This window comes from Paracoccus sp. N5 (genome assembly GCF_000371965.1).
Lineage (GTDB): Bacteria > Pseudomonadota > Alphaproteobacteria > Rhodobacterales > Rhodobacteraceae > Paracoccus.
Map to the genome: position 1 here is coordinate 2,760,450 of NZ_AQUO01000001.1, position 16,966 is coordinate 2,777,415.

19 protein-coding genes are annotated in these 16,966 nt (G+C 68.4%); 6 read left to right on the top strand and 13 right to left on the bottom strand.

Translation table 11 applies throughout. The features are described 5' to 3' along the window. Window positions 1-78: 78 nt before the first annotated feature. The gene (locus tag PARN5_RS0113960) at window positions 79-732 is read right to left on the bottom strand and encodes a DUF6497 family protein (RefSeq protein WP_018000394.1); all 654 of its coding nucleotides are present in this window, start codon (window positions 730-732) and stop codon (window positions 79-81) included. 23 nt (window positions 733-755) lie between these two features. After that, on the bottom strand, window positions 756-2,288 hold the full coding sequence (locus PARN5_RS0113965; protein WP_018000395.1) for an acyl-CoA carboxylase subunit beta: 1,533 nt from the start codon (window positions 2,286-2,288) through the stop codon (window positions 756-758). A gap of 178 nt (window positions 2,289-2,466) precedes the next feature. Between PARN5_RS0113965 and alr the strand changes: the two genes are divergently transcribed. The 6 genes from alr to PARN5_RS0113995 all read left to right on the top strand — a co-directional run bounded on the left by alr (window position 2,467) and on the right by PARN5_RS0113995 (window position 7,619). Then, window positions 2,467-3,486, top strand: coding sequence for an alanine racemase (gene alr / locus PARN5_RS0113970; RefSeq protein ID WP_018000396.1), 1,020 nt, complete (start codon window positions 2,467-2,469; stop codon window positions 3,484-3,486). Then, window positions 3,483-4,241 carry an ABC transporter permease gene (locus tag PARN5_RS0113975; RefSeq protein WP_018000397.1) on the top strand — a complete coding sequence of 253 codons (759 nt, stop codon included), beginning with the start codon at window positions 3,483-3,485 and terminating at the stop codon, window positions 4,239-4,241. Before alr ends, PARN5_RS0113975 begins: the two co-directional genes overlap by 4 nt. Further along, window positions 4,241-4,969, top strand: coding sequence for an ATP-binding cassette domain-containing protein (locus tag PARN5_RS0113980; RefSeq protein WP_018000398.1), 729 nt, complete (start codon window positions 4,241-4,243; stop codon window positions 4,967-4,969). Before PARN5_RS0113975 ends, PARN5_RS0113980 begins: the two co-directional genes overlap by 1 nt. Window positions 4,970-5,084: 115 nt before the next feature. Further along, window positions 5,085-6,179 carry a PhoH family protein gene (locus PARN5_RS0113985; protein WP_018000399.1) on the top strand — a complete coding sequence of 365 codons (1,095 nt, stop codon included), beginning with the start codon at window positions 5,085-5,087 and terminating at the stop codon, window positions 6,177-6,179. Then, the gene (gene ybeY / locus PARN5_RS0113990) at window positions 6,172-6,693 is read left to right on the top strand and encodes an rRNA maturation RNase YbeY (protein ID WP_018000400.1); all 522 of its coding nucleotides are present in this window, start codon (window positions 6,172-6,174) and stop codon (window positions 6,691-6,693) included. Before PARN5_RS0113985 ends, ybeY begins: the two co-directional genes overlap by 8 nt. Then, the gene (locus PARN5_RS0113995; protein WP_018000401.1) at window positions 6,690-7,619 is read left to right on the top strand and encodes a hemolysin family protein; all 930 of its coding nucleotides are present in this window, start codon (window positions 6,690-6,692) and stop codon (window positions 7,617-7,619) included. Before ybeY ends, PARN5_RS0113995 begins: the two co-directional genes overlap by 4 nt. Here PARN5_RS0113995 and PARN5_RS22905 read toward each other — a convergent pair. The 11 genes from PARN5_RS22905 to PARN5_RS0114050 form a co-directional block, all read right to left on the bottom strand. Then, on the bottom strand, window positions 7,616-8,425 hold the full coding sequence (locus PARN5_RS22905; RefSeq protein WP_018000402.1) for a GNAT family N-acetyltransferase: 810 nt from the start codon (window positions 8,423-8,425) through the stop codon (window positions 7,616-7,618). The two genes, PARN5_RS0113995 and PARN5_RS22905, sit on opposite strands and share 4 nt — an antisense overlap. Window positions 8,426-8,829: 404 nt before the next feature. Further along, window positions 8,830-10,161, bottom strand: a complete 1,332-nt coding sequence (locus PARN5_RS0114005) for a glutamine synthetase family protein (RefSeq protein ID WP_018000403.1) — start codon at window positions 10,159-10,161, stop codon at window positions 8,830-8,832. Window positions 10,162-10,164: 3 nt separating this feature from the next. After that, window positions 10,165-10,992, bottom strand: a complete 828-nt coding sequence (locus PARN5_RS0114010; protein WP_018000404.1) for an ABC transporter permease subunit — start codon at window positions 10,990-10,992, stop codon at window positions 10,165-10,167. After that, the gene (locus PARN5_RS0114015) at window positions 10,989-11,867 is read right to left on the bottom strand and encodes an ABC transporter permease subunit (RefSeq protein ID WP_018000405.1); all 879 of its coding nucleotides are present in this window, start codon (window positions 11,865-11,867) and stop codon (window positions 10,989-10,991) included. The genes PARN5_RS0114010 and PARN5_RS0114015 overlap by 4 nt, the downstream gene beginning before the upstream one ends. 61 nt (window positions 11,868-11,928) lie before the next feature. Then, entirely contained in the window at window positions 11,929-12,654 is a 726-nt protein-coding gene (locus PARN5_RS0114020; protein ID WP_018000406.1) for a transporter substrate-binding domain-containing protein, read from the bottom strand. Between the two features lie 22 nt (window positions 12,655-12,676). Then, the gene (locus PARN5_RS0114025) at window positions 12,677-13,489 is read right to left on the bottom strand and encodes an amino acid ABC transporter ATP-binding protein (protein WP_018000407.1); all 813 of its coding nucleotides are present in this window, start codon (window positions 13,487-13,489) and stop codon (window positions 12,677-12,679) included. Window positions 13,490-13,612: 123 nt separating this feature from the next. Continuing rightward, on the bottom strand, window positions 13,613-14,110 hold the full coding sequence (locus PARN5_RS0114030; RefSeq protein ID WP_018000408.1) for a TerB family tellurite resistance protein: 498 nt from the start codon (window positions 14,108-14,110) through the stop codon (window positions 13,613-13,615). A 52-nt stretch (window positions 14,111-14,162) separates the two neighbouring features. Next, window positions 14,163-14,459 carry a DUF1330 domain-containing protein gene (locus tag PARN5_RS0114035; RefSeq protein ID WP_018000409.1) on the bottom strand — a complete coding sequence of 99 codons (297 nt, stop codon included), beginning with the start codon at window positions 14,457-14,459 and terminating at the stop codon, window positions 14,163-14,165. Window positions 14,460-14,531: 72 nt separating this feature from the next. Beyond that, the gene (gene ppk2 / locus PARN5_RS0114040; RefSeq protein ID WP_018000410.1) at window positions 14,532-15,440 is read right to left on the bottom strand and encodes a polyphosphate kinase 2; all 909 of its coding nucleotides are present in this window, start codon (window positions 15,438-15,440) and stop codon (window positions 14,532-14,534) included. A gap of 62 nt (window positions 15,441-15,502) precedes the next feature. After that, window positions 15,503-15,967 (bottom strand): hypothetical protein, encoded by a 465-nt coding sequence (locus tag PARN5_RS0114045; RefSeq protein ID WP_018000411.1) that lies wholly within the window; start codon window positions 15,965-15,967, stop codon window positions 15,503-15,505. A 109-nt stretch (window positions 15,968-16,076) separates the two neighbouring features. Next, complete coding sequence (locus PARN5_RS0114050; RefSeq protein WP_018000412.1) at window positions 16,077-16,949, bottom strand: DMT family transporter; 873 nt, start codon at window positions 16,947-16,949, stop codon at window positions 16,077-16,079. Between the last annotated feature and the right edge of the window lie 17 nt (window positions 16,950-16,966).

Genomic DNA, 16,966 nt, shown 5'->3' on the forward strand with positions numbered 1-16,966 from the left:
CGCGGCCGCGCGCCGCGGGTGCGGGCAGGGCGGGCTGTGGCCCGCGTGCATCAGGGCGCAAGGGCTTGAAATGGCGCATCACCACGGCTCCCATTCGCAGGCGTCGCGGTCCTTGGGCAGGCGGAAGGCCTCGAAGAGCTGCACCACCTCGGGGTCGTAGGCGCCGAAGGTGGTTTCCTTGCTGGCCAGGCTGATGACGATCTGCTCGGGACGCGGGGCCGGGCTGGCGATGCGGGGCAGGGCCCAGTTCTCGCACAGCCAGACGATGTCGAGATGGATCGGGTCCTCGGCCAGGACATCGGGGGCGGCCGGCAGCACCGGCTGCTCCAGCAGGGCGTCGGCATCCTCCTCGGCCCCGATCCCGGCTCCGGTTTCGGCCCCCGTTTCGGCCCCGGCTCCGGCGGCCATCTCGGCCTCGGCCTCCAGCGTGGCGGTTTCCCCGGTGACCTCGCCGCTTTCGGTGTCGATGTCGATCGGCCCGCGCCCCTCGGCATCCTCGAAATCCGAGGCCGGACCGCTGGTCGCCGGCACGCGCTGCGCCAGATCCGGCATCACGAAGCGAAAGCGATAGGTCAGGCCCAGCCCGCCGGAACTGTCATGCCGCGTCTCCTGCCAGGTCACCTTGGCGCCCGAGGGCAGCACGATCTCGACCGGCGCGCCAGCCGCCGCCGTCCCGCCCGCCACCAGGGCAGGGGGGATCAGCGCCAGGCAGGTCGCCGCCAGTCTCGACATGATTCCTCCCTCGGGTCCGCCGGTTAAAGCGGGATATTGTCGTGCTTCTTCCAGGGGTTCGACAGCTTCTTGCCGCGCAGGCTGGCGAAGGCCCGCGCCACGCGGCGCCGGGTCGAGCGCGGCTGGATCACCTCGTCGATGAAGCCCTTTTCGGCGGCGACGAAGGGATTGGCGAAGCGGTCCTCGTAATCCTTGGTGCGGGCGCCGATCTTCCCGGCATCGCCAAGCTCGCTGCGATACAGGATCTCGACCGCGCCCTTGGCGCCCATCACCGCGATCTCGGCCGTGGGCCAGGCATAGTTGAAATCGCCGCGCAGGTGCTTCGAGGCCATGACGTCATAGGCGCCGCCATAGGCCTTGCGGGTGATGACGGTGACCTTCGGCACGGTGGCCTCGCCATAGGCGAACAGCAGCTTCGCGCCATGCTTGATGACGCCGCCATATTCCTGGCCGGTGCCCGGCAGGAAGCCCGGCACGTCGACGAAGGTCAGGATCGGGATCTCGAAGGCGTCGCAGAAGCGCACGAAACGCGCCGCCTTGCGGCTCGAGTCGATGTCGAGGCAGCCGGCCAGCACCATCGGCTGGTTGGCGACCACGCCGACGGTCTGGCCCTCGATGCGGATGAAGCCGGTGATGATATTGGCGGCGAAATCCTTCTGGATCTCGTAGAAATCGCCCTCGTCCGCGACCTTCAGGATCAGCTCCTTCATGTCGTAGGGCTGGTTCGGGTTGTCGGGGATCAGCGTGTCGAGGCTGGGCTCGATGCGGTTCGGGTCGTCGAAGAAGGGCCGGGTCGGCGCCTTTTCGCGGTTGTTCAAGGGCAGCAGGTCCACCAGCCGGCGGATCTCGGTCATCGCCTCGACGTCGTTTTCAAAGGCGCCGTCGGCGACCGAGCTTTTCTTCGTATGGGTCGAGGCGCCGCCCAGCTGCTCGGCCGTCACCACCTCGTTCGTCACCGTCTTGACCACGTCGGGGCCGGTCACGAACATATAGGAGGTGTCCTTGACCATGAAGATGAAGTCGGTCATCGCCGGGGAATAGACCGCGCCGCCGGCGCAGGGGCCCATGATGACGCTGATCTGCGGCACCACGCCCGAGGCCATGATGTTGCGCTGGAACACGTCCGCGTAACCGGCCAACGAGGCGACGCCCTCTTGAATCCGTGCGCCGCCGGAATCGTTCAGCCCGATCACCGGGGCGCCGTTCTGCACCGCCATGTCCATGATCTTGCAGATCTTCTGCGCATGGGTTTCCGACAGCGAGCCGCCGAAGACGGTGAAGTCCTGCGAAAAGACATAGACCATGCGGCCGTTGATCGTGCCCCAGCCGGTGACGACGCCGTCGCCATAGGGCCGGTCGTCCTCCATGCCGAAATCGGTCGAGCGGTGGCGGACGAACATATCGAATTCCTCGAAGGAACCCTCGTCCAGAAGCAGCTCCAGCCGCTCGCGCGCGGTCAGCTTGCCGCGGGCGTGCTGGGCGTCGATGCGCCGCTGCCCGCCGCCCAGCCGCGCGTCGCGGCGGCGCGATTCCAGCTCGCCAAGGATGTCCTTCATCAGCCGTCTCCCTTTCGGTTTGCGGCAGACTATCGGCTTGCTGCCGGCCAAGAAAGCAGAAAGCCGAATATTTGCAAACTATGCTAGCAAACTTCGCTGCAAATGGATTAAGTTGCAAAACAGCGCCGCAGCCGCCAAATCTCTTGACGCCGCGCGGGGCAGGGGCCATGCCGCTGCCATGGGACTCGTGATCGACATTCCGGCCATCGTGGCCAACTGGAAGGCGCTGGCGGCCAAGGCCCCCGGCGCGATAGCTGCGGCCGTCGTCAAGGCGGATGCCTATGGTCTGGGCGCGGCGCAGGTCGCGCCGGCGCTGTATCGGGCGGGGGCGCGGGATTTCTTCGTCGCGCTGGCCGGCGAGGGCCGCGAGATCCGGCCGCTCCTGCCCGACGATGCGCGCATCTTCGTGCTCTCGGGCCATATGGAGGGCGAGGATCTGGCGGGCCTGATCCCGCTGCTGAACAGCCCCGAGCAATTCTTCCGCGACCGTGCGCTGCGGCCCGGCGGGCCTTTCGGCATCCAGCTCGACAGCGGCATGAACCGGCTGGGCTTCGAGCCCGGCGAATGGGCCGCCGTGCGCGCCGAGGCGCTGGCCGCCGGTCCGCAGCTCATCATGTCGCACCTGGCCTGCGCCGACGAGCCGGCTCACCCGGCCAATGCCCAGCAACTCGCGGCCTTCCGCGCCATGACCGAGGGCTGCGGCGTGCCGCGCTCGCTGGCGGCGACGGGCGGCATCCTGCTGGGGCCGGACTATCACTTCGACCTGGTGCGGCCCGGCATCGGGCTTTACGGCGGCGAGCCCTTCCGCGACGCGCAGCCGGTGGTGACGCTGGCGCTGCCGGTGATCCAGACCCGCGAGGTCAAGCCGGCCGAGTCGGTCGGCTATGGCTACAGCTGGACCGCCGAGCGGCCCGCCCGCATCGCCACGCTGGCGGCGGGCTATGCCGACGGGCTGGCCCGGGCGCTGGCGCGCGAGGGCAAGCTGACGCTCTGGGCGGGCGAGCATGCCGTGCCGGTCGTGGGCCGCATCTCGATGGACCTGATCACCGCCGACGTGACCGGGCTGCCCTTCGTTCCCGAGGCGCTGGAGATCCTGAACGCCCGCCAGGGCGTCGATGCGCTGGCGGCGCTGTCGGGCACCATCGGCTACGAGATCCTGACCTCGCTGGGTCGGCGCTACGCGCGGACGTATCGGTGAACCCAGTCCGGCTGACCGGCCGTGCCGCCCTTGGCCTGACCCGCGCCATCGGCCGGGTCACGCTGTTCGCGGCGCGCGGCCTGGCCCGCGGCGCCCGGCACCCGGCGGAACTGGCGCGGCAATTGCTGCATCTGGGCTGGCTGTCGCTGCCGGTCGTCGGGCTGACCGCGCTCTTCACCGGCGCGGCGCTGGCCTTGCAGATCCATTCCGGCGGCGAGCGGTTCCAGGCCGGAGACGTGGTCCCGGCCATCGTCGCCATCGGCATGGCGCGCGAGCTTGGCCCGGTGCTGGGCGGGCTGATGGTCGCGGCCCGCGTCGCCAGCGCCATCGCGGCGGAACTCGGCACCATGCGCGTGACCGAGCAGATCGACGCGCTGGTCACGCTCTCGACCGATCCCGTGGCCTGGCTGGTCTCGCCCCGGCTTTGGGCGGGGGTGCTGTGCGTGCCCCTGCTGGTGGGCGTGGGCGACGTCATCGGCATCATGGGCGGCTGGCTGATCGGGGTGAACGCGCTGGGGTTCAATTCGAGCACCTATCTGGCGAATTCCTGGGCCTATCTGGAAAGCTGGGACGTGGTCTCGGGGCTGCTGAAAGGCGCGGTTTTCGGGCTGATCGTGGCGCTGTCGGGCTGCTGGTTCGGCATGACCGCCGGCGGCGGCGCGGCGGGCGTGGGCCGGGCGACGACCAGCGCCGTGGTCGCGGCCTCGGTCGGGATCCTGGCCGCGAATTTCGCGCTGACGGGGCTGTTCTTCTGATGCTGGCGGTGCGCGGCCTTTGCAAGAGTTTCGGTGCCAAGCGGGTGCTGGACCGCGTGGACCTTGACCTGGGCGCCGGCGAAAGCCTGGTGGTGATCGGCGGCTCGGGCACCGGGAAATCGGTGCTCTTGCGCTGCATCCTGGGGCTCGAGACGCCGGATGCGGGGTCCATCATGTGGAATGGCGCGCCGATCGGCCCCAGTTTCATGGACCAGTTCGGCATGCTGTTCCAGAATGCGGCGCTGTTCGACAGTCTGCCGGTCTGGCGCAACGTCGCCTTTCGGCTGCTGCGGGTGATGCCGAAAGCCCGGGCCCGCGCCGTCGCCCTCGAAAAGCTCGCCCGCGTCGGCTTGGGCGCCGAGGTCGCCGACCTTTACCCCGCCGCGCTATCGGGCGGCATGAGGAAGCGCGCGGGGCTGGCGCGCGCCATCGCCGCCGACCCGCGGGTGATCTTCTTCGACGAACCGACGACCGGCCTCGACCCGATCCGCGCCGCCACCATCAACGCGCTGATCCGCGACATCGTGGACGAGACCGGGGCGACGGCGATCACCATCACCCATGACATGAGCTCGGTCCGCGCCATCGCCGACCGGGTTGCGCTCTTGGACCAGGGCCGGTTGCGCTGGCAGGGCAGCGTGGCCGAGATGGACGCGGCCCGCGACGACTACCTGCGCGACTTCATCGCCGGCCGGCCCCGGCCCATGGCGCGGGCGCCGCAGCCGTGACGGCCCTTTTTCCGCCGAACTCCGGGCAAATGGCGGTTATCGGGACGGCCCCCCTTGTGCGAATCCCGCGCAGTTGCAACCATGGGTTACGACAACCCCGAACCCGGAGTAAGATTTGGGTCTGAACCCACCGCCCCCCGCGACCGCGACTCCCGGCGAAACCCTGCTGGAATTCCACGACAACAGGCTGCTGATCGATCTGTGCGGCCCGCATGACCGCCATCTTGCCCGCATCGAGGAGGCGCTGAAGGTGCATATCCTGCGCCGCGGCAACCTTCTGTCCATCGTCGGCCCCACCGATGCCCAGGCCGAGGCGGCGCAGGTGCTGCGCGGGCTTTACGCGCGGCTGGAGCAGGGCCGCCCGGTCGAGGCGGCCGAGGTCGAGGCCGCGCTGCGCATGGGCGTCGAGACCGCGCCCGAAGGCCCGAGCCCGGCCGAGCAGCTGGAAATGTTCCAGACCGGCCCCATCGAGCTGCGCACCCGCAAGAAGACCGTCGAGCCGCGCACCGACGCGCAAAAGGACTATGTCCGCAACCTTTTCGCCAATGAGCTGGCCTTCGGCATCGGCCCGGCGGGCACCGGCAAGACCTATCTGGCCGTCGCGGTGGGCGTCACCATGCTGATCGGCGGCCATGTCGACAAGATCATCCTGTCGCGTCCCGCCGTCGAAGCGGGCGAGCGCCTGGGCTTCCTGCCCGGCGACATGAAGGAGAAGGTCGACCCCTACATGCAGCCGCTCTATGACGCGCTGAACGATTTCCTGCCGGCCAAGCAGCTGCAGAAGCTGATGGAGGAAAAGCGCATCGAGATCGCGCCCCTGGCCTTCATGCGCGGCCGCACGCTCGCCAATGCCTTCGTGGTGCTGGACGAGGCGCAGAACGCCACCACCATGCAGATGAAGATGTTCCTGACCCGCCTGGGCGAGGGCTCGCGCATGGTCGTGACCGGCGACCGCACCCAGATCGACCTGCCGCGCGGCGTGCATTCCGGCCTGACCGACGCCGAGAAGATCCTCAAGGACATCAAGGGCATCAGCTTCAGCTATTTCACCGCCAAGGACGTGGTGCGCCACTACCTGGTCGCCCGCATCATCGAGGCCTATGACGCCGAGGCCGAGGCGGCGCTGGCCCGCGGCGAGGTCTTCGACGAGCGCGGCCAGCGCATCCCCCGGCGCGAGCCGCGCCTGGCCAGCGGAGGCGGCGATGGCTGACCCTGCGTCCGCCGAGCCCGCGCCCGAGGTGGTCGACATCGTGCTGGAGGACGACCGCTGGGAGGACGCGGGCCTGCCCGCCATGGCCGAGCGTGCCGCCCGCGCCGTCGGCGACTGGCTGGAGCTGGGCGAGTTCCAGGTCGTGGTGCTGGGCTGCGACGATGCCCGCATCGCGACGCTGAACGCCGAGTTCCGCGGCAAGCCCAAGCCCACCAATGTCCTCAGCTGGCCCGCCGTCGAATTCGATCCGCGCCCGCCGGGCGAGCATCCCGAGATCCCCGAGGTCGAGGAACTGGGCGACATCGCCATCTCCTACGACACCTGCCAGCGCGAGGCCGAGGCCCAGGGCAAGCCCTTTGCCGACCATGCCACGCATCTTCTGGTGCATGCCATCCTGCACCTGGCCGGCTATGACCATATCGACGACCAGGACGCCGATACGATGGAAAGCGCCGAGCGCCAGATCCTGGGCAAGCTCGGCATCCCCGATCCCTATCTGGAACATGAGACATGACCAACGACCGAAGTCCCGACACGCCCGTTTCCGCCGACCCCGCCTCGTGGGCGGATGGCATAGGCGGGGAGGGGCGTGACCTGCCGCAATCGCGCGGCATTCTGGGGCGCATTCTGGGTGCGTTTTCAGGGGGCGACGAGGGCGAGGCGGCCGAGCGTGCCGAAGCCGCCCCCGCCGGTCCGGCCGGCGCGCCGGGCCTGTTGAACCTGCGGCGGATGCGGGTCGACGACGTGGCGGTGCCCAAGGCCGAGATCGTGGCCGCGCCGGTGACCGCAACCCTGCCGGACCTGGTCGAGATGTTCCGCGAGCACGGCTTTTCCCGCATCCCGGTGTTTCGCGGCACGCTGGACAGCCCGCTGGGCATGATCCACCTGAAGGACCTGGCGCTGAAATACGGCTTCGGCGCGCAGGTTCCGGTCAAGTTCGCGCTGCGGCCGATGCTGCGGCCGCTGCTCTACGTGCCGCCCTCGATGCCGATCGGGGTGCTGTTGCAGCAGATGCAGCAGAAGCGCATCCACATGGCCGTGGTGATCGACGAATATGGCGGGGTGGACGGGCTCGTCACCATCGAGGACCTGATCGAGCAGGTCATCGGCGAGATCGAGGACGAGCATGACGAGATCGAGGGCGGCCTCGCCATCGAGGAAAAGCCCGGGCAATGGCTGGTCCAGGCCCGCGCCGCGCTGGAGGATGTCGAGGCCGAGACCGGGCTGCGCCTTGCCGACGAGGAAGAGGACGAGATCGACACGCTGGGCGGGCTGATCTTCATGCTGACCGGCCGGGTGCCGGTGCGCGGCGAGGTGATCCCGCACGAAAGCGGCGCCGAGTTCGAGATCGTCGACGCCGATCCGCGCCGCATCAAGCGGGTGCGGCTGCGCCTGCCGCAGGGCGAGGCGCCGGCTGAGCCCGCGCCCGACGCGCCCTAGAGCGCGGCGAAGGCCGGGGCATGGCCGATGCGGCTGCCGCTGGGCAGCGCCGGCCCCCGCGCCATCAGATAGGGCCCGGCATAGGGCGAGGCCAGCTCGACCGGGCGAAAGCCGAAGCGGGCGTAATAGGCCGGGTCGCCCTGCACGACGATGCTGTGATCCTGCAAGCCGCGCAGCGCCGCGCCGACCAGGGCGCTGCCGATGCCGCGCCCGCGCAGCGCCGGATGCACCGCCAGCGGCGCCAGCGCGAAGGCCGGCCCGTCGGCGGCCAAGGGCGACAGGGCGACATGGCCGATGATGGTGCCGCCGGATTCGGCCACCAGCGACAGCGACAGGTCCCCGGCCGCGCGCAATCCGGCGACCAGCCGGGCTTCGTCCTCGCCGCCGAAGCTGCGGCGCAGCAGTTCCGCGATGCCGGCATGATCCTGCGGCACCTCGGCCCGCAGCCGCGGCAGCGGCGCGCTGCGGGTGAAATCGCGTTCGATGCCGTGGCTCTCGCGGCCCCAGCGGCTGCCCGTCAGCCGGGCACGATGCGCCTGGAAGGCGTCCTCGTCGGCGTAAAGCTCGTCCAGTTCCCAGACCAGCGGGTCGTCGGCCTGGGCGAGGTCGAAGCGCAGGTTGCCCGGCTCGGCCCGGCTCAGCGCGACATGCTCGGTCAGCAGGTCCAGCGCCAGCAGCATCTGCGCGGTATCGGCGCAGATCAGCCGCCCGGTCAGCCGGACCAGGGCCGGCTCCAGCGGGATCGGCTCGCCCGTGGGCAGCGAGGGGGGCGAATGCTTGTGGTCATGTCCGCAGGCGCAACTCATGGCGGGTTCCTGATCCAGATACACGAGGGGCGCGGCGCCGGTCGGTTCGGCGGCCAGACGCCGCGCGCGCGCCCCGAGGCACCACGTCGCGCCCCGTTGCAATCGCGGATGCGCGCCGGTCCATCGGGCGACATCCGGCCGGCTTTGTCAATTTCCGAAGCGGGTGGCGGGACGAATAGAATGTCGCAAATTGTGTCAGGCGCTTGCGCGCGCCTCCCCCCCGCGAGCGGCGCGGCAGGCGGGGTATTTGCAGAGCAAAGAAGACCGGGCGAGCCCGACCGCTGTTCACCGTTTCACAAATACCCGAAACCTGCCGGTGCCCGGCGGCGCTCCGCTGCGGGGTTTTGCCGGATGTCTATCCGGGCCGATGCTGCCGATTTTAGCCAGCCCGCTGCCCGACTGGTTCAGACGGTGTCGAGGTAAAGCTCGACGGTCTCGTCGTCCGAGAGCTCGGCCATGTAATGCAGCTCCTGGCGCTTGGTCATCACGAAATTCTCGATCAGATGCGCCGGGAAGATGCGCCGGATCTGCGGGCAGGCGGCGAAGGCGTCGATGGCGGCGCCCCAGGTCGCCGGCAGTTGCGCCAGGCCCTGCTCATAGGCATTGCCCTGGATCGGCGGCGGCGGGTCGATGCGGTCCTCGATGCCGTTCAGCGCCGCGCCCAGCACCGCCGCGACGCTGAGATAGGGGTTCACGTCGCCGCCGGCCACGCGATGCTCGATCCGGCGCGCCTTGGGGCCGGAGGAGGGGATGCGGATCGCCGAGGTGCGGTTCTCATAGGCCCAGCCGATGCCGGTGGGCGCATGGGCGTTCGGCACCAGCCGGTCATAGCTGTTCTCATGCGGGGCGAAGACCAGGGTCGAGCCGGGCATGGCGGCAAGGCAGCCGGCGACGGCATGGCGCAGCATGTCCGAGCCGGCCTCGCTGCCGTCGTCGAAGACATTGCGGCCCTGCGCGTCCAGCACCGAGAAATGCATATGCATGCCCGAGCCGTTCCACATTTCGTAGGGCTTGGCCATGAAGGAGCCGGCAAAGCCGTATTGCCGCGCCAGCCCCTTCACCAGCAGCTTGAAGAGCCAGGCATCGTCCGCCGCCTTCAGCGGGTCGGGCTGGTGCATCAGGTTGATCTCGAACTGCCCGGGTGCGGCTTCGGAAATCGCCGTGTCGGCCGGGATGTCCATCGCCTCGCAGGCCTCGTAGAGGGCGGTGAAGAAGCGGTCGAAGGCGTCCAGCGCGCGCAGCGACAGGGTTTCCGCCCCGGTGCGGCGCTTGCCGGAACGCGGGCTGGGCGGCACGCGCAACTGGCCGCCGGAATCGTCGATCAGGAAGAATTCGAGTTCCGTCGCCACCACCGGGGTCAGGCCCGCGGCCCTGTAGCGATCCACCACCCGCGCCAGCGCCTGGCGGGGATCGCCGTCATAGGGCCGGCCGTCCAGGTGGAACATCCAGAGCGGCAGCAGGCCGGTCGGCGCCTCGAGCCAGGGCATCGGCATGAAGCCGCGCTCGGTCGGCAGCAACAGCCCGTCCGGGTCGCCGGCCTGAAAGACCAGCGGGCTGTCCTCGATATCCTCGCCCCAGATGTCCATGTTCAGGACCGAGAAGGGGAATTTCGTGCCCTCGGTCAGGATCTTGTCGGCAAAGCGGGCGGGCATGCGCTTGCCGCGCGGCTGGCCGTTCAGATCGGCCGCGGCCACGCGGATGGTCTTGACCTCGGGATGCTCGCGCAGCCAGTCCATGGATCACCTGATGAGATTGGGCCGGTAGCGCAGCCGCCTGGCCGCGCCCGGCAGATGGCGGTTCAGCCGCCGGTTGACGACCCCGAACAGCCCGATCAGGCACAGGGTCAGAAGGATGAAATAGCCCGCGACGATGGGATAGGCCAGGAAGGGGTTGAAGGTCTTGTCGGCGAAATAGCTGGCGTAATAGAGCGCGTCGCCCTGTTGCCGGAAGGCCGGGAAGCCCGAGAAGAACACCAGCGTCGTGGCATGGACGAGGAAGATCGCCTCGTTGGTATAGGCGGGCCACGCCAGGCGCATGGCGGTCGGCCAGACGATGCGGCGATAGCGGCGCCAGCCGGTCATGCCATAGGCGTCGGCGGCTTCGAGCTCGCCCTTGGGGACGTTGCGCAGCGCGCCGTAGAAGATCTCGGCCGAATAGGCGGCGGTGTTGAGCATCAGCACCAAGAGCGCCCCGGCCCAGGCCTTGGTCATCCAGCTGGTCGCGACGGTGATGCCCAGCACGTCGATGCCGGCGCGGGGCAGCTGCACCAGCGCCTCATAGGCGACGAAGAACTGGATGAAGAGCGGACTGCCGCGAAAGACGAAGATGAACCATTCGGCCGGCTTGCGGAGCCAGGGGTTGCGGCTGAACTTGGCCACCGCCAGCGCATTGGCCAGGAAGAAGCCGAAGAACAGCGCCAGGAGGCCGAAATACAGATTCCAGATCAGGCCCGAGCCGATCAGCGTCACCTGCTGGCAAAGCGTGAAATCCGAACGCGGCAGCAGCTTCTCGCCGATGCCGATCGCGCGCAGGGCATAGTCCTGGATGGTTTGCGGGCACTGGCTCATGTCGCGGCCTTTCGCATCGCCTCGCCGGCGGCGGTGGCCTGGCCGCGCGACAGCCGCGACCGGATGCGGTCGAAGATCCGCTCGGACCCCCAGGTCATCAGCAGGTAGAACACCAGGATGGCGAGGAAGTAGTAGATGCGCCAGTCGGGATGCGGATAGGCATAGGCGCTGGTCTTGGACCCGCCCAGTTCACGGGCCCAATAGACGATGTCCTCGACGCCGAGGATGAACAGAAGCGGCGTGGCCTTGACCAGGATCATCCACAGATTGCCAAGGCCCGGCAGGGCATAGGTCCACATCTGCGGGATCAGGATGCGCCGGCTGACCTGGCGCGGGCTCATGCCATAGGCCTCGGCGGTTTCCAGCTGGGCGCGGGGCACGGCATCCATGGCGCCGCGCAGCACGTTGGCGGCGAAGGCGCCGAAGACGATGGAAAAGGCGATGATCGCCAGGGCGATGCCATAGAGCTGGTGCACCCAGGCCGGCGAGGTGGACAGCGGCAGCTTGGCCGCGGCGCAGACCAGGAATTCATTGCCCTGCCGGATCGGTATCGAGGGGTCGCAGAAGACCTTGGCGCGCAGCCATTCGAAGCCCTGGTCCAGCGCGATGGGCACGAAGAGGAAGAAGATGATGTCGGGCACGCCGCGCACCATCGAGGTATAGACCTTGCCGAACCATCGCAGCGGCGCGATGCGCGAGCGCGCCGCCAGCGCGCCGCCGAAGCCGAAGAGCAGCGCCACCGGCGCCGTGATGAGCAAGAGCAGGATCACCGTCCCGAAGGACAGGTAGAACAGCAGGTGCTTGCCCGAGCTGAGATAGCACATCAGCCAGGCCAGCCCTTCGAGCGTTTTCGGATCGGCGCAGGACGCGAACATGGATCACCTGTGGCGCCGCCCGGGCCGGGCCTCGGGCGGCAGGAAGGTTGCGGGGGCTGGATCAGAAGATCAGCGCCTCGTCGCCATACCATTTCCTGATCATGGCGTTCAGGCTGCCGTCGGCCTTCATCGATTCGATGGCCTTGTCGAACTTGCCCTTCAGCTCGGTATCCGACTTGCGCAGGCCGATGGCGATGCCCTCGCCGACGACCACCTTGTCCTGACCTTCGATCCAGACCAGCTCGCCATTCGATTCGTTGACCGAGGCTGCCAGGAAATCGCGGTCGGCAAAGACCGCCTCGGCCTCGCCGTTGCGGACGGCGGCGATGGTTTCCTCGCCCGTCGGGAATTCGACCAGGGTGGCGCCGCTTTCGGCGATATAGCCGGCCTGGATGGTGTTGGTCTGGGCGGCGACCACGCCCTTGATGTCGGCCTCCGGGGTCAGGGCGGCATAGGCCGACAGCGGCGGCGGGGTGTATGCCTCGCTGAACTGGATCGCCTTCTTGCGTTCGTCCGAGATGTTCATGCCGGCCATGATCGCGTCGTAGTTCGAGCTGACCAGGTTCGGGATGATCGAATCCCAGTCGTTCTTGACGAAGGTGCATTGCAGCGCGGCGCGCTTGCACAGCTCATTGCCGAGCTCGATCTCGAACCCGTCGAGCTCGCCCTTGTCGTTGACGAAGTTGTAGGGAGGATAGGCGCCCTCGGTGCCGATGCGCACGTTCTGGGCCATGCCCATGCCCGCCGTCAGGGCCAATGCGGCGGCTGCAAGCATGATCTTTTTCATTCGAACTTCTCCTGTTGGATTTTTATTCGGCCATGGTGGCGCTGAGGAACTGCCGCAGCCGGTCCGAGCGCGGGGCGCCGAACAGCTGCGCGGGCGCGCCCTCTTCCTCGATCCGGCCTTGATGGAGGAAAACCACGTGATCGCTGACATCGGCGGCCAGCCGCATGTCATGGGTGACGAGCAGCATGGTGCGATGTTCGGCGGCGAGATCCTTGATGACCTTGACGACCTCTTGCTGCAGTTCGGGGTCGAGCGCGCTGGTCGGCTCGTCCAGAAGCAGGGCCTTGGGCTCCATGCAAAGCGCGCGGGCGATGGCGGCGCGCTGCTGCTGGCCGCCCGACAGCTGCGCCGGCCAGGCATCGGCCTTGTCGCCGATGCCGACCTTGGCGAGCAGGGCGCGGGCGCGGGCCTCGACCTCGGCCGGGTTGCGGCGCAGCACCTGGACCGGCGCCTCCATGACGTTTTGCAGGATGGTCAGGTGCGACCACAGGTTGAACTGCTGGAACACCATCGACAGGTTGGTGCGCAGCCGCGTGACCTGGGCGCGGTCGGCCGGCACGCGGCCCATGCCGGTGCCGCGCCATTTCACCGGCTCGCCCTCGAACAGGATGTCGCCCTGCTGGCTGTCCTCGAGCAGGTTGCAGCAGCGCAAGAGCGTGGATTTGCCCGAGCCCGACGAGCCGATCAGGCTGATGACATGGCCGCGCGGCGCGGTCAGGCTGACGCCCCTGAGCACCTCGAGCTGGCCATAGGCCTTGTGCAGCCCGCGGATCTCGATCACGGGACCGCGGGCGGTTTCGGCCGGGGCCGGACGGGTCTGTTCTGCGTCGCTCATGCCGGTATGAGGCGATATTTGCCGCGGGATTGCAATGTTTTCATGCTTGGCTTTTCTGGCAGATCGCCGGGCTTTGACGGCTTTTGCGGCAGATCGCCGAAGCCTGCCGAAGAGAGCGCGCGCTCAGGATTCCGCGAGGCCGGAGCCGTCCTCCGCGCCATCCGCGGCGCCAAGGCCAAGCGCCTCCAGCGCCGCCTGGCGCGCCATGGCCGAATCGCGGTCGTTGATGCCCAGAAGGCCCGCGACCAGCCGCACCAGCGATTCCTCGTCCGGGCTGCGCCGGCCGTCGGCATAGGCCACCTCCCACATGGCGCCGATGATGGCATGGCGGTCGTCGAGGTCGATGCGGTCCTTGATCGTGCGAGTGAAGCGCACGGTGTCCGGGGCCTCGGCCTCGATCATCTCGGCGGCGGCGCGGCGTTCGACGGCTTGGGCGGCCGACAGGCCGTGGCGGCGGGCCAGGATCTGGTCGATGCGCTGCTGTTCGGCCGCGCCATAGCGGTCGTCGGCGCGGGCGAGCCGGACCAGAAGCGCCGCGACCGCCACCTCGGCGTCATGGCCGTTCAGGCGGCTGCCATCGAGGTCATCGGTGAAAAGTCTGCTGAGAAGATTGCGAAACATGGGACGATGATAGGGCATTTTTTATGAAGAACAACAAGTTTGAAGGAAATTGTCAGGCAGCTTCCCAGCCCTCGACGATGGCGAGGTCCGCCAGGGCGCAGGGCAGGCGCAGAGCCAGGGCGGCGCGGTATTCCGGACTGTCATAGCAGGCGCGGGCGGCAGCGAGATCGGGGAACTCGATCACCACGCTGCGCGGGCGCAGGCTGCCCTCGACCACGTCCTGGGCGCCGCCGCGCACCAGGAAGCGGCCGCCATGCGCCGCGAAGGCCGCGGCATTGGCCTGGCGATAGGCCTCATAGGCCAGCGGGTCGTCGACCGTGACGTGACCGATCCAATAGGCTTTCGGCATGCGACTTCCCCTTGCGTTGCCCATGGCGCGATGTTGCGCCGCAGGGCCGCGACCGCAAGGGGGTTTCTTGGTTCAATACCGCTGCGGCACGTAAAGTTCGTGCGGCAGAACATCGCGTTCGTAATCGGGATTGAAGACCCGGTCCGGCAGGTGGACCTCTTCATGGGGCACGTCGCCATAGGGGATCTGGCTCAGCAGATGCGCCATGCAGTTCAGCCGGGCCCGCTTCTTGTCGTTGCCGGGCACGATATACCAAGGCGCCTCGGGGATGTTGGTGCGCTCCAGCATGTCCTCCTTGGCCTTGGTGTAATCCTCCCAGCGCACGCGGGATTGCAGGTCCATCGGCGACAGCTTCCACTGTTTCAGCGGGTCGTGGATGCGCATCAGGAAGCGCATCTGCTGTTCCTCGTCGGTGATCGAGAACCAGTATTTCACCAGCCGGATGCCCGAGCGCACCAGCATGCGCTCGAATTCGGGCACGTCGTTGAAGAACTGTTCGACCTGGTCCTCGGTGGCAAAGCCCATGACCCGCTCGACCCCGGCGCGGTTGTACCAGCTGCGGTCGAAGAGCACGATCTCGCCCCCGGCCGGCAGGTGCGGCACGTAGCGCTGGAAATACCATTGCGTCTTTTCGCGGTCCGAGGGCGCGGGCAGCGCCACGACCCGGGCCACGCGCGGGTTCAGCCGCTGGGTGATGCGCTTGATCGCGCCGCCCTTGCCGGCGCTGTCGCGGCCCTCGAACAGGACCACGACCTTCTCCTTGTGATAGGCGACCCAGTCCTGCAGCCGGATCAGCTCCGATTGCAGCCGCAGGAGCTCGCGGAAGTAGTCGGCGCGCGGCATCTGCTCGGGATGCGTCTCGCGGTAGATGCGGGCGATTTCCTGCGACAGGACCGCGTCTTCCAGCTCGATCTCGTAATCCTCGTCGAGCGTGTCCTGAAGCTCGGCCTCGAGCCAGTCCTTGGGGGAATCGTCCTGCATCGCATTCTCCTGCTGCCTTGGGCGCGGTGTAGCCGCGGAATGTGACAGTCCGGTGTCTTGTTTCAGAACAGCCCGGCGCAGGCCCGGATCACGCCGAAGGCGAAGCCGCCGCCGCTGGCCTCGGCCACGGTGCCGCACCAGCGCCCGTCGCCGGAAAACAGGCTCTTGCTGCCCCTGGGGCGATAGGCGACGCGCTTGCCGGTCAGGGTGAAGAGGTTCAGCGTGCCGGCGCCGTTCGGGGCGTAATAGCCGACCGCCGTGCCGTCCGCGGTGAAGATCACCCGCTTTTCGTTTTCCGGGTTCCGCGGCGAATTGGCGAAGCTGGCGCCGCTGTTGGCCGAGCTTGCGGCCGAGTTCGCTGCCGCATGGGGCGAATTCGCCTGGCGCGAGGGCTGGTTCTGCGGCGCGCCGGGGCCCAGGTCGAAGGGCAGCCTGGTCTGGTCCAGCAGGAACAGCGGCGCATCGGCCAGGGCGGGCCCGGCGGCGAGGGTCAGGATCAGGGCAAGGGGTTTCTGGATCAGGCGCATGGTCGGCTCCGTCTGCTGCGCCGATTGTGCGACAGGGGCGGACGGAAGGACAGGGGGGATGCGCGTGACGTTGCCGGCCGGTGGGAATGTCGCCTTGAGCCGATGGCTGTCAGGACGACGACAGCAGGATCACCCCCGCGACCAGCACCCCGCAACCGGCCAGACGCCACGGGCCCACCGCCTCGCGCAGGATCAGCATTCCCATCAGCGCGCCCACCATCATGGACATTTCGCGCATCGGAGCCACCAGGCTCAGCGGTGCGCCGCCCGTCAGGGCCGCCAGCACGAGGATGTAGGACAGCGGTTGCAGCACGCCCACGCCGATCGCGGTGCGCCAATGGCCCCGCATCGCCGCGACGGCGCGGCGGCGGTCGGCAAGGACCAGCGGCAGCAGCAGGAAGATGCGCAGCAGGTTGGTGAACCAGTCCAGCACCACCGGCGCGATGCCAAGCGCCTTGACCGCATAGGCATCGACCACGGTGTAGCTGGCGATCAGCCCGCCGGTCGTCACGCCCCAGCGGACGCCGGCCTGGCCCCCGGGCCGGGTGAAGGCAGCCAGCTTGCCCTGGGTCGCGATCAGCAGGATGCCGGCGACGACCAGCGCCAGGCCAAGCAGGCCCATGCCGGTCGGCGTCTCGCCCAGGATCAGGAAGGCCCCGATCGAGGACAGCATCGGCCCGGTTCCCCGCGCCACCGGATAGACCACCGACAGGTCGGCCACCCGATAGCCGTGTTGCAGGCACAGGCTGTAGCCCAGGTGGATCAGCCCGCTGAGCAGGACGAAGCCCAGCTCGATCCGGCCCCAGCCCATGCCGCCCTGCGCCAGCAGCCAGACCACCCAGGGCGCATAGGTGATGCAGGAGATGATGCTGTAGGCCAGGATGAAGGCCGGCCCGGCCGGGGCGGCGCGCTTGGCCAGCAGGTTCCAGCTGGCGTGGATGAAGGATGCGAGAACGACGAGCAGAGCCGAGGCAAGCGTCATGGAGACCCCCTTGTGCG

Coding starts and splice junctions, on each gene's coding strand:
- PARN5_RS0114015 (WP_018000405.1), bottom strand. CDS start 11,867: ATGTTCGCGTCCTGCGCCGATCCGAAAACGCTCGAAGGGCTGGCCTGG.
- PARN5_RS0113980 (WP_018000398.1), top strand. CDS start 4,241: ATGCTGGCGGTGCGCGGCCTTTGCAAGAGTTTCGGTGCCAAGCGGGTG.
- PARN5_RS0113960 (WP_018000394.1), bottom strand. CDS start 732: ATGTCGAGACTGGCGGCGACCTGCCTGGCGCTGATCCCCCCTGCCCTG.
- PARN5_RS0114030 (WP_018000408.1), bottom strand. CDS start 14,110: ATGTTTCGCAATCTTCTCAGCAGACTTTTCACCGATGACCTCGATGGC.
- alr (WP_018000396.1), top strand. CDS start 2,467: ATGGGACTCGTGATCGACATTCCGGCCATCGTGGCCAACTGGAAGGCG.
- PARN5_RS22905 (WP_018000402.1), bottom strand. CDS start 8,425: ATGAGTTGCGCCTGCGGACATGACCACAAGCATTCGCCCCCCTCGCTG.
- PARN5_RS0114020 (WP_018000406.1), bottom strand. CDS start 12,654: ATGAAAAAGATCATGCTTGCAGCCGCCGCATTGGCCCTGACGGCGGGC.
- PARN5_RS0114050 (WP_018000412.1), bottom strand. CDS start 16,949: ATGACGCTTGCCTCGGCTCTGCTCGTCGTTCTCGCATCCTTCATCCAC.
- PARN5_RS0113965 (WP_018000395.1), bottom strand. CDS start 2,288: ATGAAGGACATCCTTGGCGAGCTGGAATCGCGCCGCCGCGACGCGCGG.
- ppk2 (WP_018000410.1), bottom strand. CDS start 15,440: ATGCAGGACGATTCCCCCAAGGACTGGCTCGAGGCCGAGCTTCAGGAC.
- PARN5_RS0114010 (WP_018000404.1), bottom strand. CDS start 10,992: ATGAGCCAGTGCCCGCAAACCATCCAGGACTATGCCCTGCGCGCGATC.
- PARN5_RS0114005 (WP_018000403.1), bottom strand. CDS start 10,161: ATGGACTGGCTGCGCGAGCATCCCGAGGTCAAGACCATCCGCGTGGCC.
- PARN5_RS0114025 (WP_018000407.1), bottom strand. CDS start 13,489: ATGAGCGACGCAGAACAGACCCGTCCGGCCCCGGCCGAAACCGCCCGC.
- ybeY (WP_018000400.1), top strand. CDS start 6,172: ATGGCTGACCCTGCGTCCGCCGAGCCCGCGCCCGAGGTGGTCGACATC.
- PARN5_RS0114035 (WP_018000409.1), bottom strand. CDS start 14,459: ATGCCGAAAGCCTATTGGATCGGTCACGTCACGGTCGACGACCCGCTG.
- PARN5_RS0113995 (WP_018000401.1), top strand. CDS start 6,690: ATGACCAACGACCGAAGTCCCGACACGCCCGTTTCCGCCGACCCCGCC.
- PARN5_RS0114045 (WP_018000411.1), bottom strand. CDS start 15,967: ATGCGCCTGATCCAGAAACCCCTTGCCCTGATCCTGACCCTCGCCGCC.